This window comes from Arcanobacterium hippocoleae (genome assembly GCF_031456295.1).
Classification (GTDB): Bacteria; Actinomycetota; Actinomycetes; order Actinomycetales; family Actinomycetaceae; genus Arcanobacterium_A; species Arcanobacterium_A hippocoleae.
Window position 1 is genome coordinate 1514254 of sequence record NZ_JAVDUJ010000001.1, and the last position, 13562, is coordinate 1527815.

A 13562-nucleotide genomic window follows, 5' to 3' on the forward strand; every position below is an offset into this window, starting at 1 on the left:
GCTAGGTGCAAATTTCGCGGATTACGAAGGCGATTTAAGTCAATATTGGCGAACCAAGTGCGAAGGAGCAGAAATGCTGAAAGCAGCAATTGAGAATTTTACTTCACCACAGACCTCAGAGCGGGCGCGTGCCGAATTTCTTGCCGGTTTGCCAAATCTGAGTGGCGAATATGGTTTCGTACGTGGAAATGACGTATTTAAGCAGGGTTTTCAAGCGCATATCGTGGGAGCTGAATACATGCTTTGTTCGCTTCCGGTGGCAGGGAATGCGCAATACTATGGGTTGTTTAATGGCGGGGCGGCTGCATTATTGGGTGAGACTACCGCTTCGATTGCTGCCAATTTGCTGGCGCGTGAAGGGACGATGGCTGTCGGTATTGAAATCAGTGTGCGGCATTTGCTTCCAGCGCGTGAAGGACGAGTATATTGTTTAGCTACAAGACTCAATGAGGGGCGCATAGTGAACTATCGGCTCGACTTTTATCGCAGCGATGGGCAGCGTACAGCTTCCGGATCGCATTCATGTACTTTTGTGCGGCAAGTCGAATCAATCTAGATTTGTGAAGACGGATCTGGATCTGAGGTAAAGTCGGGGAGTTCAGCCAAGGATAATCCGTGATCATACTCAAAAAGTACGGCTAATTTTCCTTCGGAGATTGCGGCATCACAGTATCCAAAGCTACCGGAGCCAAAATTGACGATCGGTTGAGATGTGGCAGGTGTAGCGTCGGAAATACGCAGATTTGGAGCATGCAAAAATTCTTCGGGGAGATTAATAATTGCTCCATTTTTCCGTGCTATTGTGCAATGCGGGTGGATGAAATATTTTCCAATTTGTTTCGCGTTACAACCGGGATCAGGTAAAAGCCACTGGACTGGCCGTGTGAAATGGATTCCGTCAGTGCTGTTGGCGAGGTAACGTTGCCCAGAACCGACGCCTACGAATCCTTGCACACGCGAATTGATCCAGATTTTTCCATCAATTTTTGCGAGTGTACTTTCGTCCAAGAGTGTATTTGGTGTGGTGATTGGATCAGAAATAGCTGCGATCTCACCTGCACGAAAATGTATGACATAACTGAAAGTAGTTTTTCCCTTGCGCGCGATATATGGCAATAATGCTGCGCCGTTGTGTGTGATCGACGAGCCTGAAGTAGCGAAAATCGCATCGGGGTGTAGTGGCTCTCCGTCAGGCGCTGGCAGAATTTCATAGAGTTCTGTTAGCGGACGGTATGTCAATGTGTTTAAGTCTGTGCCGAAAAGTAAGCCAGGGAGCAAATGCTCACCGTCATACCTGGAATCAAAATACCCGGTTTGTGAATTTTCTGGAATACTCGCAAAGGCAATGTGGATTTCGCCAGAAAAGGGATCTGTTGCGATTGCAGTATCACTGGAAATCTGTGGCATCTGTGGGCAAAGTGTGTGTAGCGGCTGAGAATGCAGTGGTGCGGTTAGTGGGCAATAATAGATTTGGTTTGGATTGGGTAAATCAGAAGCGAGTGTTTTGCCGTTAAATTCATTCCCATTTAAGCTTCCTTTAGGTTTTGGGCGGACGTCAAAGAAAGCGTAAAGTGTGTGATTTATTTCTGCGATTGCGGGGATCCTAATTTCACCAATTTCTGGCAGTTTGCGTGCGGGATACGATTTTTGCTGCGCACTTTCAATTTCGGCAATATTTGCTGGGGCAAGAAAAGGCGTGATTTTTGGGAGAAATTTATTCATATGAGTGCCTGTAAAGTGACGGATAACGCGCTATCTGTTTGAGATATTGCTTTGTGTGTGATTGTGGATAAATGTGAATGCAAATCGTGAATTGGAGATGCTAGTTGCCTTAGTTTGCCTTAGTGCTGTTGCTGATTTACTTTGAGTAATTGTTCCAGAGGTGCGTAATGCTGCTCGATCGCTTCGATATAGGAAGCTAAATCTCCAGCTTCTGCGGCTACAAGCATTTTTCGGTGTGCTCCGGCAGTATTTTTCAATTCGCGATCGATATTAGATTTCATTTTTGGAATTGTGGTTTGGTGGATTAGCCACATTGCAGACATTAGCTGTTGGATCAGATTATTTCCCAAGCAGCGAAGCATTTCTGAGTGAAATTCGATGTCTTCGCGAAAGTATGTTTCGCCGGCTTTTGCTTTCGCGGTCATTGTTTCCACGATTGCCCAGATTTGCGGATTTTCCGTGCCTTTCATTGCCGTCACGATTTCGCTTGCGATTCCAAGATCAAGCGCACGACGGATCGCCACTACTTCGGAAAGTGATGTATCTCCGGTTGAATGCTGGAGTGCGGTGCGGATGATCAGCGTTTCGACCATTGGCTGCATTGACATTTCGCCGACAAAAGATCCGCACCCTTGTCGGGTGGTGACAATATCCAGGGCTTCCAGTTTGCGCAATGCTTCGCGTACAGATGAACGGGAAACGCCTAAAGTTTCGCAGAGTTTTGCTTCAGTCGGGAGTGGATCGCCAGATTTAAGACCGTTTTCTAAAATGTATGATTTCACCGCATTCATCGTTGATTTTGAGCGATGCTCATAATTTGGTGGGACGGGATCGATAGTTTGGATTTTTCCCTGCGACATTTCCGTGAAAACTTCTTGCAAATATTTGTCAGACAACATACGATGTATTTTACAAGCGGAATTGATTCAGGTCTACTGCTTGACATGACTCAAAGGAGAGGAATTACAAATGCGTTCATTTAAGCGTTGGGCAAAGGGTGCAGCCGTTGTGGCTGCAGCAGCACTTGCCCTCTCAGCATGCGGTGGCGGTGCCGCCGATAAAGGTTCAGATGCAAAGCCAGAAGCAGGAGGCGGTCCGAAGGGATCGATCAGTTTAGGTGCTGCGTATGAAACCACCAACTATCATCCGTCAACTACTTCCTCGGCACTTGCCATGGGCACCAACTGGCATGTGGTTGAAGGGCTCTATGAGTTTGATATGGCTGATTACTCGGTTTATGCCGCACTTGCCAAGGATGAGCCGAAGAAGATATCCGATACCGAATACGAAATCACGCTTCGTGACGGTGCAAAATTCTCTGATGGCAGCGAAGTGAAAGCTGAAGACGTAGCTGCTTCATATGCCCGCACTGCAAAGAAAGGCAATATTTACGCGCAGTTCTTCGATTTTGTCGATTCGGTAACAGCTAAAGATGAGCACACCGTGAGCTTGAAGCTCAAGTACCCATTCGGCAATCTCAAAGAGCGTTTGGTAGACGTAAAGATCGTGCCAGCAAAGGCAACTGACGAAGATCTCACCAAGATGCCAGTCGGCACTGGTCCATTCAAGTACGATTCAATTACCCAGACTGAAATCAAGATGTCGGCTAATCCGCACTACAACGGAAAGTTCCCGGCAAAGGTTGAGACGATGAACTGGCAGGCAATCAAGGATGACAATGCTCGTCTAACGGCAGCTCTCGGTGGCACGATCGACGTAATGGAAACGGTTCCATTCCAGTTCATCGATCAGCTCAAGGGCGCTGGCTGGAAGATTGATGAAGTTCCGGGATACAACAATCCATTCATCATGTTCAACACCACCAAGGCGCCATTCGATAAGCCAGAAGTGCGTCAAGCATTCCATTACGCAATCGATACTCAGACGCTAATCGATTCAGTAATGGGCGGAAAGGCAATCAAGGCTACTTCCTTCCTTCCAGAAGCAAATGCAGCATACAAGAAGGCTGCTACACAGTATGAATTCAATACTGAAAAAGCAAAGGAACTTCTTGCTAAAGGCGGTGCAGCAGGTGCAACATTCACCTTGCTGACCACTGATCACCCGTGGATTACTCAGCTCGTACCACAAATCAAGCAGAATCTGGAAGCTGCTGGTTTGAAGGTAAACGTTCAGTCTGTAGCATCTGCTGCAGTATATGAGCAGACAGATAAAGAGGGTGCTGCTGATTTCGATGTAGTGCTTGCACCTGGTGATCCATCCGTATTCGGTTCTGATCCAGGAATCATCATCAACTGGTGGTACGGCGATAACGTCTGGACCAAGAAGCGCGGTGCTCTGCAAGTATCTGATCCAGAAGGATTTAAGACGATTTCCGAGAAGATCACTGAAGCTTCAAAGCTTCCAGCAGCAGAAGCAAAAGCTAAGTGGGGCGAAGTACAAGACATCATCGCCGAAAAGGCTGTGATTTACCCGCTCTTCCACCGCACCATGATCACCGGCTGGAATCCAGCAAAACTTGATGGTGTAAAGTCCATTGCCACAACAGGTCTTGAGCTTGTGGGTGTAGCTGCAAAATAACACAAATTAATCTGAGTAAATAATGCTCCACAGAAAGCGGAGGGGCGGGGATACCGTCTCCATCCCTCCGCTTTCTGCAGCTTGAAAACCAGTTATAGCTCAGTGATAGTTAGGGAGAAATCGTGAATAATCTACTTCGTCTTGTTGGGCGAAGATTGATTGCGCTACCGATCATGGCAATCGGAGTTACAATCCTAGTCTTCTTCATTATGGCAATGTCGCCAGTGGATCCAGCACGCGCGGCATTAGGCGAAAGTGCTACACCAGAAGCGATGCTGCAATTCCGCATTGCAAACGGATATGCATATCCTGACGGTGCGCCAGTGCCGTTGTTCGTGCGTTACTGGAATTATCTGCTGGGATTACTGGCAGGTGATTTTGGTTCTTATGGGCAAGCACAGGCTTCTGTAGGTGAGTGGATTGGGCAAGCTCTTCCCGTCACCTTACAATTGACTTTCTTTGGCTTGATCATTGCCGTGCTGATTTCGTTCCCACTTGGGGTATTGGCAGCGATTTATCGTGATCGTTGGCCGGATCAAGTCATCCGTGTGCTTTCGGTGATGTCGATCGGTACTCCATCTTTCTGGCTTGGCGCAATGCTGGTGCTGATTGGTTTGAAAGTTTATCCCGGAATGGTTACTGGTGCGCAGCCAGTACTATTCGGAGCAGGTGCAGATTTTGGCACTTGGCTGATGCGCATGTTTTTACCGGCGCTTACGCTCGCGATCCCCGTGATCGGGCAGATGACGCGCGTGGTGCGAACTTCAATGGTGGAAGAACTTGATCGAGATTATGTGCGGACAGCGCTTGGCGCAGGCATCCCGAAACGAGTTGTGATTGGTCGCAATGTATTGCGTAATGCGCTGATCACCCCAGTGACGGTGCTCGGTTTGCGTGTCGGGTATTTGATGGGCGGTGCCGTCGTGATTGAAATTATTTTTAACCTCAATGGTATGGGGCAAGTCTTACTGAAAGGGATTCAGCAAAACTGGGTGGAAGTTGTACAGGGCGCAGCACTCGTAGTGGCACTTTCATTTATTATCGTCAATATCATCGTTGACATGCTGTATTTGCTGATCAATCCGCGGATTAGGGCAGTGTGAGTCGGAATGGATAAGAAAGCTAAACTCGCAAAAGTGACGGCAAAAGGCGCGAAGTTTACGCGTTGGCGCAATATGTCTCTTGGTTCGCGGCTCTCGGCGATCATGATTGCATTGATGGTGCTATTGGCAATATGTGCACCATTAATCACGAAACATGCTCCAGATTTTGTTTCCTCGGGTGCGATTTTTCAAGCTCCCAGTGCAGAACACTGGTTTGGTACTGATCAGGTAGGTCGAGATGTATTCTCTCGTTTGATGTACGGCGGGCGTTACTCGATCGTCATTGGTCTAATGTCGGCATTGATTGCATTAGTTTTTGGTGCGATCATCGGCTCAGTCGCTGCTGTCGTGCGCAAATCGATTTCGGAAGTGATCATGCGCGTGCTTGACGTGGTGATGGCGGTACCAGGAATTGCAATGGCAGCAGTTACGGTACTGGTATTTTCCCAATTGCTCGATGCTGGAAACAAGATCGGCTTGCTGATCGTGATTATTTGCTCGATTGCATTTGTTTACACGCCGCAGCTTGCGCGTGTGGTGCGTGCTAATGTGATGGCTGCATATGGTGAAGATTATGTGCGGGCAGTGATCGTTTCCGGCGCACGTGCTCCATGGATCCTGATCAAGCACGTGATGCGCAATACTCTTGCACCTGTGCTGGTATTTGCAACAGTGCTGGTGGCAGATGCAATTATTCTGGAAGCTTCGTTGACTTTCATCGGTTCTGGATTGCAGCCATCAATGGTGCCAACATGGGGCAATGTGCTTTCGGAAGCAAATACTTCTGGCGGCATTCTCACTGGAAAATGGTGGGTAGCATTCTTCCCCGGCCTATTCATTATGATTACGGTGCTTTGTTTGAATATTATTTCTGAAGGAATCACGGACGCAATGGTGGCTGCACCAAAGAGCGTTGCAGTGGCGCAAGTGGATGCAAAAAGTATGCGTGAAGCAGATCGGCTCTTACTTGATCCGCGTCAGGCGTATGCGGCGCAGGCAGAGTCTTTGCGCGGACGGCTGGATGCACTTGAAGCTGTCGAAACACAGCGCAATGATCGGTTCGTTGCTGCCGGTAAGGGAGAGCCGCTCCTTGAAGTAAAGAATCTGTGTATCAAGTTCCCGCGTCATGGTGATGTGAATGTGGTCGATCATGTTTCATACACCGTAAATAAGGGTGAGACGATGGGGCTAGTAGGCGAATCTGGTTGTGGTAAATCGATTACGGCCCTCACGATTATGGGCTTGATCGATCCGGCTGCTGAGATTTCCGGCGAAATTCTTTACGCTGGTCGTGATTTGCTGAAGATGAAAGCAGAAGAACGACGTTCCTTGCTTGGACACGAAATGGCGATGATTTATCAGGATGCGCTTTCCTCGCTGAATCCAGCAATGCTGATCAAATCACAGATGAAGCAGCTGACTTCGCGTGGCGGTACGCGTTCTGCGGAAGAGTTACTTGAGCTTGTTGGCCTCGATCCAAAGCGGACTCTTGAATCGTATCCGCATGAGCTTTCTGGTGGGCAGCGCCAGCGTGTGCTGATTGCGATGGCGTTAACTCGCGATCCGAAGTTAGTGATTGCAGATGAGCCAACTACCGCGCTGGATGTGACGGTACAGAAGCAGGTTATCGAATTACTAAATACACTGCGGGAAAAGCTTGGTTTTGCAATGGTTTTCGTTTCGCACGATTTAGCGCTTGTAGCTGAAGTCGCCCATTCGATCACTGTAATGTATGCAGGGCAGGTCGTAGAGCAGGCTCCAACCTCAGAACTCCTCACGAATCCAACTCACGAATACACGCAGGGCTTGCTTGGAGCAGTGCTTTCGATTGAATCCGGTTCCGGGCGTTTGCATCAAGTGCCGGGCGTGGTGCCTTCACCGAAGGATTTCCCAAGCGGTGATCGTTTCGCTCCGCGCTCTTCGCATCCAGATTACGGTACTGATATCCGGCTTGAATTTGAGACGGTCGGTCCGAACCACGTCTATGCTGCACTTCCTGATAAGGAAGGCGTCTATAAACGAGCTCCGCGATATGTGGAAGCTAATGCTGCTACTGGAGGGGAAGCCTGATCATGAGCGAAAAAGTAACTCCAATTATTTATTTACAAGATGTGAAAGTGACCTTCAATACTCGCACTGGTTCGCTCTTCAAGCCAAATAAGGTGCACGCTGTGCGGGGCGTGAATATGCGAGTGATGCCAGGGCAGGTACTCGGCATCGTTGGCGAATCTGGATGTGGCAAATCAACCACGGCAAATGTGATGTGCGGGTTGCAGGCTGCCACTTCTGGGCGAGTGTTCTTTAATGGCGAGGAAGTAACGAAGAGATCAGCGGATGCCCGGCGGCGGATCGGGCGTGTGGTTTCAGTAGTATTTCAAGATCCGGCGACGGCATTGAACCCGCGAATGGTAGTAGCAGAACAGCTCGCTGATCCGCTCCGCGTGCATAAAATCGGCACGGCACAAGAACAACAAAAGCGGGTGCACGAATTGATTTCGATGGTCGGATTACCAGCTTCCGCACTTGATGCTTTGCCTGGTCAGCTTTCGGGTGGGCAACGTCAGCGCGTCGCGATTGCCCGTGCACTTTCGCTTAATCCAAAGGCGATTATTGCCGACGAGCCTACGTCCGCGCTTGATGTTTCAGTGCGTGCGCAGATTTTGAATCTGCTTACGGATTTGAAGCGTGAGCTAAATCTGGCAATGGTTTTTATTTCACACGATATTCAGACGGTGCGTTACGTTTCGGATCGTATTGCCGTGATGAACAAAGGGCTCGTTGTGGAAGAAGGACCAGCAGCACAATTACTTGAAAATCCACAAGATCCGTACACGAAGAAACTTTTGGGGGCAGCTCCATCATTGCTGCACCCAGTAATTTAAGGAGAAAAAATGACTACGCCAATTAGTGGTGTTGTGCCCCCGCTAGTAATTCCAACTAAGAATGGTGCCCTCGATGTGCCCTCTCTTGAAAAGCATCTAAACCGCATGATTGATGCAGGGATTCATGCAATTTTCGTACTCGGTTCAAGTGGCGAAGTAGTATTTTCCACTTCTGCACGCCGGAAGGAAATTTTAGAAAATACTGTGCGGATCGTAGCTGGTCGAATTCCAGTAATGGCTGGTGTGATCGATACGGAAACTGAGCGTGTGATCGAGCATATTCGGCAGGCGGAAGAAATTGGGGTGGATGCGGTAGTAGCTACTGCTCCGTTCTACGCGCTGCAGGGAGAAGCCGAAATTTATCGGCATTTCCGTTTGCTTCATGAAGCTACTGAATTACCGATCTGGGCTTATGACATTCCAGTTTGTGTGCATACCAAGCTTTCTCCAAATCTGCTTGTGACATTGGCGAAAGAAGGCGTACTTGCAGGTGTGAAGGATTCTTCCGGTGATGATGTGTCATTCCGTTGGCTGGCACAGGCAAATGCGGAAGCCGGGCATCCGCTGCAATTGCTTACTGGGCATGAAGTAGTAGTTGATGGCGCTTATATGAGTGGTGCTGATGGCTGCGTACCTGGTTTGGGCAATGTGGATCCGCATGGTTATATGCGGATGTGGAATGCTTACCAAGCTGGAGACTGGGAAACCGTGCGTAAAGAGCAAGACCGTCTTGCTGATTTGATGCGGATCGTTTTAGTGCAGGGCGTGCAAGGGTTTGGTGCTGGGATTGGTGCGTTCAAGACCGCACTGCAGCTGCTTGGTGTGTTTGAAACCAACGAAATGCCAAAGCCGGTGCTTCCGCTGGAAGGCGAGAATGTAGCGTGGGTTGAGCATATTCTGCAAAAGACGGGTTTGCTTTGTGGCTGAAATTCTTGCGCTAGATATTGGTGGTACAAAAATCGGCTGGGCCGTCGTGCGTTATCTTGGCGCTGGCGGCTCTGATCCGAAGTTCGATTTTGAGATCGTTGCTGATGGTGCCATACCTACCTGTGCTCTGGAAGGAGGCAGTGCGGTACTCGCGCGGCTGAATGCACTTGCGGTGGAAGTACATTCAGCGCATCCACAAATTTCGGGTGTCAGCATTGCCAGTGCAGGAGTGGTTGATCCGAATACGGGGGCGATCATCTCTGCTACGGATACGATGCCAGGCTGGGGTGGAAGCTTGCTTGGGGAAAGTATTGCGCAAGTTACTGATCTGCCGGTTGAAGTGATTAATGACGTGCATGCGCATGGTCTTGGCGAAGCAAAACTTGGTGCTGGAAAAGAATCTGCGCGGGTGCTTTCACTTGCAGTAGGCACGGGGATCGGTGGAGCGCTCATTGATCATGGGCAGATTGTTTTTGGCAACAATTTCCTGGCTGGTCACTATGGGCATGTGCATCACCGTTATGCGGTCGGAATGGCATGTTCTTGTGGGCGAACCGGACATATTGAAGCAATCAGTTCTGGCTCAGGGATCACTGCATGGTACAACGCGCGGGCGCAAAAAAATCTGGATTCACTGTCCAATCCAACTGTGAACAACGGGCGTGAATTGCAAGATCTTGCAGATAGCGGCAATAAGCTTGCCAAAAAGTGTTTCAAAGAGTCGGCTTATGCTCTTGGGGAAGTGCTCGGTTCGCTGGCTAATTGCGTGGATCCGGCAATCATCGTTATCTCTGGTTCAATGACTCGTTCCGGAAAGAGATGGTGGAAAGCGCTCCAAAAGGGTTATGCGGCAAGTGCAATGAACGGTGTGGCGCAAGTGCCGATAAAGCTTGGTGAACTCGCAGGGGATGCGCCATTGCTTGGTGCAAGTATTAATTTCTTTCAACACCACCCTTTAGCTGAAGCGGAGTAGGATGGGATTGGAAAAGATGCCTGAAATTTTTGCGGAAATGATCATGCAGAAGTTTCAGGCAAATTCTGAAAAGAGGAATGCATGGATCCGATGAAGGAAGAATTGCTGCAGAAATTACGTGGCAAATTGATTGTTTCGGCACAGGCGTATCCGGGCGAGCCGCTGCGTCATCCAGAGACGATGGCACAAATGGCGCGTGCTGCCGAAATTGGTGGTGCGGCTGCAATCAGGTGTCAAGGTCTGGCTGATATTTCTGCGATTAAAGGGCGCGTAAAAGTGCCGGTGATCGGTTTGTGGAAAGAAGGAGATGAAGGCGTATATATTACGCCAACGCTTCGGCATGCGCGCGCTTGTGCGATGGCAGGTGCAGATATTGTGGCAATTGATGCGACTGGGCGTCCTCGTCCAGATGGTTTAACCTATGCGCAGACGGTGGCGAAGCTCCACGAAGCAGGAATTATCGTGATGGCTGACTGCGGTTCATTTGCGGATGCGCAACGTGCTGTAGAAGCAGGTACCGATATTATCTCCACTACGCTTGCAGGGTATACCGGTGAGCGGGAAAAGACGGACGGGCCTGATCTTGAATTACTCACGGAGATGGTGGCAGCGTTTGCAGATGTGCCGGTGATTTGCGAAGGGCGAGTACATACCCCGCAGCAAGCAGCAGAGGTAATGCAGGCAGGCGCTTTTGCTGTGGTAGTGGGTACCGCAATCACTCATCCGACATCGATCACTGGTTGGTTTAATCTGGCTGTAAAAGGTGCAAATGCATAATCTGTTGGGTCTTATGGCAGTTTTGAAGCGGTAAAGTAGAAGTATCAAAATACAAAGCCGTGAGGCGCGGAAATCCCAATGCTGGAAGTAACAGCAGCAGAAATGATCCGCAATTATTTTCAATCATCAACACAAGGAAAAGGTAGAAAAATGGAAGTTGGAATCTTCGCAACAGAAGCAGAAGTCGCAGACGCAGCGGCTAAACATCTCTTTACAGTGCTTGCAGCTGCAGAGCAGAAAGTGTTGGGTGTAGCTACTGGTTCCACTCCGCTTCCACTCTATGAGCGGATGCGGGCAGCTTATGCGGCTGGCGAGTTTTCACTTGCTGAATTTAAGGCCTTCGCACTCGATGAATATGTTGGAATCGATCCGGAGCATCCAGAGCGTTACCGCAATGTGCTGCGTGCGGAACTCGTCGGAACGGACAAAACTGGTTTGTGTGATGAAAATCTGTTTACTCCAGACGGAAATGCTGCAGACCCGGATGCGGCGGCGGATGCTTACGATGCGCAGATCCGCGAACATGGTCCGATCGCATTGCAGATCCTGGGAATTGGTGCAGATGGGCATATTGGCTTTAATGAGCCGGGAATTTCACTTGTTTCACGGACACACACAGATGTGCTCACTGAGCAGACCCGGAAAGACAATATGCGTTTCTTTGACGATGATATTGAAAAAGTTCCTGCCGGGTGTGTGACGCAAGGATTAGGCACGATCATGGATGCTGCGCAGGTGTTGTTGATTGCGACTGGCGCAAATAAAGCTGATGCGGTGAAAGAGCTTGTTGAAGGTGGCATCTCGGCACTTTGGCCAGCTTCAATTTTGCAGCTGCATCCGAAAGCAACTGTGCTGGTAGATGAGGCTGCTGCAGCAAAACTGAAGCTTGCCGATTTTTACCGTGGTCGCTGGGAAGCAGCACATAAGTAAATTTTGCAAAGTGCACTCAAGAATTTTTGAGTGCACTTAATTTTCAAAGTAGCTGCTTTCATTGATCTTTTGTGAATAATGCAGGTAGCAATTTAACAATTCAGAAATTCTCTCAATGCTAAGAAGAGGCGTTTGAAAAATGACTACATATGTAGGGCAGCTTTACAATGGTCGTGGTGAACTTGTTGGAAGCGGCTTGCAACTCGCAGCAGATGGAACTATCGCTGAGATTTTACCAATTGACAAAAATGTCACAGGTTATGTGATCCCAGGAGTGATTGATATTCACTGTCACGGCGGCGGTGGTGCATCTTTCCCTGACGGTACTGATCCGGAGGCAATCGAGAAGGCGATCGCAGCGCATCGTGAAAAGGGTACTACAGCGATGCTTGCTTCACTTGTTTCGATGGTTGATCCGATTCCGGTAATTACAGCTTTGGTTCCATTTTGTGAGCGTGGTGAATTATTGGGAATCCATATGGAAGGTCCTTATATTTCTCCACACAAGTGTGGGGCGCAAAACCCGGCAGCTGTCCGTAATCCTGATCTTGATGAGCTGCGTTCCTGGCTGGAAGCTGGTAAGGGCTGGATTAAAACCATGACGATTGCTCCTGAAGTGGAAGATGCGATCGGAGCTGCAAAGCTCTTGCATGAATATGGTGCAGTACCATCTTGGGGGCATACTTCTGGGCTGAGTGCACAAACATCCCAACAAATTTCTGCCACTACTATTCACGCGCAAGAAATTGGAATGCAGAAAGTGCCGCAAACGGCTACGCATCTTTTCAACGCGATGCCTTCGCTTGCGCACCGTGAACCAGGGCCAGTGCGTGAATTAATTCAGGCTGCGCGGCGTGGCGAATGTGTGGTGGAACTTATTGCCGACGCGGTACACGTGAATCTTGATCTGGTTGGCGACGTGGCAAATTATGTGGCTGATGCAAACCCAAATGGTGTCGTTTTTGTGACTGATGCGATGGCAGGTGCGGGGATGCCTGACGGAGATTACGTGCTGGGCTCACTGCCAGTAAAGATTGTCGATGGTGTAGCTCGTTTAGCTGGTGGGGACAACAATATTGCTGGCGGTACGGCGCGGCTCGTTGAAGAAATCAAATATACCGTTGAAGGCGGGATGTTGAGTTTACCGCGGGCAATCAATGCTTGTGTGGCGGCACCAGCAGCTGCAATTGGCGCAACTGAAGACGATCCTGGTGTGACTATTGAGTTCAAAGTTGGCGAAAAGCCGAACTTGATTGTTCTTGACAGCGAGTTTGCGGTACAGCGCGTAGTGCGCGAAGGTGAAGCGCTAACGTCTGATTTGTGATTGAGAGTTTTTGATATCGCCCTGACTTTAACGGCAGGTACTTGTGTTTCACAGGCACCTGCCGTTGTCTGTGTCAGGCTGATACTGGTGGGAAGAAATACGCGCTTAATTTTTATATTGCTGCTGGAATGTGTGCAGCTCTTTTAGTTGGATCGATTTTAGCTGGTTCTAAGTGGTGTTTTTGCATAGCGGTCAGGCTTGATCTCTGCAAAAACACCACTTTCCACTCGCGCAACTACCGGAATCGGAGTTCTCTTCGCTGCGGCGCGGTAGAAAATTACAAGGAAAGTAGGATGAGTGTAAATTCATCTTCCGCCAAAAAATGCAGAAAAATATGAAAATTTGAGCGTAAACTAAAAACAGACAGCAGAAAAGGTGCATTG

At 49.0% G+C, this 13562-nt stretch carries 12 protein-coding genes; 10 read left to right on the forward strand and 2 right to left on the reverse strand.

The window, feature by feature from the left end:
• The first annotated feature begins 73 nt into the window (after window positions 1-73).
• Complete coding sequence (locus tag J2S36_RS06395) at window positions 74-556, forward strand: PaaI family thioesterase (protein ID WP_309956661.1); 483 nt, start codon at window positions 74-76, stop codon at window positions 554-556.
• Here the strand turns inward: J2S36_RS06395 and J2S36_RS06400 are convergent.
• Both J2S36_RS06400 and J2S36_RS06405 read right to left on the reverse strand, forming a co-directional pair.
• Window positions 553-1722, reverse strand: coding sequence for a sialidase family protein (locus J2S36_RS06400; RefSeq protein ID WP_309956663.1), 1170 nt, complete (start codon window positions 1720-1722; stop codon window positions 553-555). The genes J2S36_RS06395 and J2S36_RS06400 overlap by 4 nt on opposite strands.
• Window positions 1723-1841: 119 nt before the next feature.
• Window positions 1842-2621 carry a FadR/GntR family transcriptional regulator gene (locus tag J2S36_RS06405; RefSeq protein WP_309956665.1) on the reverse strand — a complete coding sequence of 260 codons (780 nt, stop codon included), beginning with the start codon at window positions 2619-2621 and terminating at the stop codon, window positions 1842-1844.
• A 70-nt stretch (window positions 2622-2691) separates the two neighbouring features.
• On the opposite strand from J2S36_RS06405, the gene J2S36_RS06410 reads away from it, so the two are divergent.
• The 9 genes from J2S36_RS06410 to J2S36_RS06450 all read left to right on the forward strand — a co-directional run bounded on the left by J2S36_RS06410 (window position 2692) and on the right by J2S36_RS06450 (window position 13179).
• Complete coding sequence (locus tag J2S36_RS06410) at window positions 2692-4263, forward strand: ABC transporter substrate-binding protein (RefSeq protein ID WP_309956667.1); 1572 nt, start codon at window positions 2692-2694, stop codon at window positions 4261-4263.
• 122 nt (window positions 4264-4385) lie between these two features.
• Window positions 4386-5366 carry an ABC transporter permease gene (locus J2S36_RS06415; protein WP_309956669.1) on the forward strand — a complete coding sequence of 327 codons (981 nt, stop codon included), beginning with the start codon at window positions 4386-4388 and terminating at the stop codon, window positions 5364-5366.
• Window positions 5367-5372: 6 nt separating this feature from the next.
• On the forward strand, window positions 5373-7436 hold the full coding sequence (locus J2S36_RS06420; protein ID WP_309956671.1) for a dipeptide/oligopeptide/nickel ABC transporter permease/ATP-binding protein: 2064 nt from the start codon (window positions 5373-5375) through the stop codon (window positions 7434-7436).
• 2 nt (window positions 7437-7438) lie between these two features.
• Window positions 7439-8248, forward strand: a complete 810-nt coding sequence (locus J2S36_RS06425; protein WP_309956673.1) for an ABC transporter ATP-binding protein — start codon at window positions 7439-7441, stop codon at window positions 8246-8248.
• A gap of 9 nt (window positions 8249-8257) precedes the next feature.
• Entirely contained in the window at window positions 8258-9175 is a 918-nt protein-coding gene (locus J2S36_RS06430; RefSeq protein ID WP_309956675.1) for a dihydrodipicolinate synthase family protein, read from the forward strand.
• A complete protein-coding gene (locus J2S36_RS06435; RefSeq protein WP_309956677.1) occupies window positions 9168-10148 on the forward strand; it encodes an ROK family protein in 981 nt (326 codons plus the stop codon). Before J2S36_RS06430 ends, J2S36_RS06435 begins: the two co-directional genes overlap by 8 nt.
• An 81-nt stretch (window positions 10149-10229) precedes the next feature.
• Window positions 10230-10925 (forward strand): N-acetylmannosamine-6-phosphate 2-epimerase, encoded by a 696-nt coding sequence (locus J2S36_RS06440; protein ID WP_309956679.1) that lies wholly within the window; start codon window positions 10230-10232, stop codon window positions 10923-10925.
• Window positions 10926-11075: 150 nt separating this feature from the next.
• Complete coding sequence (nagB, locus tag J2S36_RS06445) at window positions 11076-11855, forward strand: glucosamine-6-phosphate deaminase (RefSeq protein WP_309956682.1); 780 nt, start codon at window positions 11076-11078, stop codon at window positions 11853-11855.
• A 139-nt stretch (window positions 11856-11994) separates the two neighbouring features.
• On the forward strand, window positions 11995-13179 hold the full coding sequence (locus J2S36_RS06450; RefSeq protein ID WP_309956685.1) for an N-acetylglucosamine-6-phosphate deacetylase: 1185 nt from the start codon (window positions 11995-11997) through the stop codon (window positions 13177-13179).
• The last annotated feature ends 383 nt before the right edge of the window (window positions 13180-13562 follow it).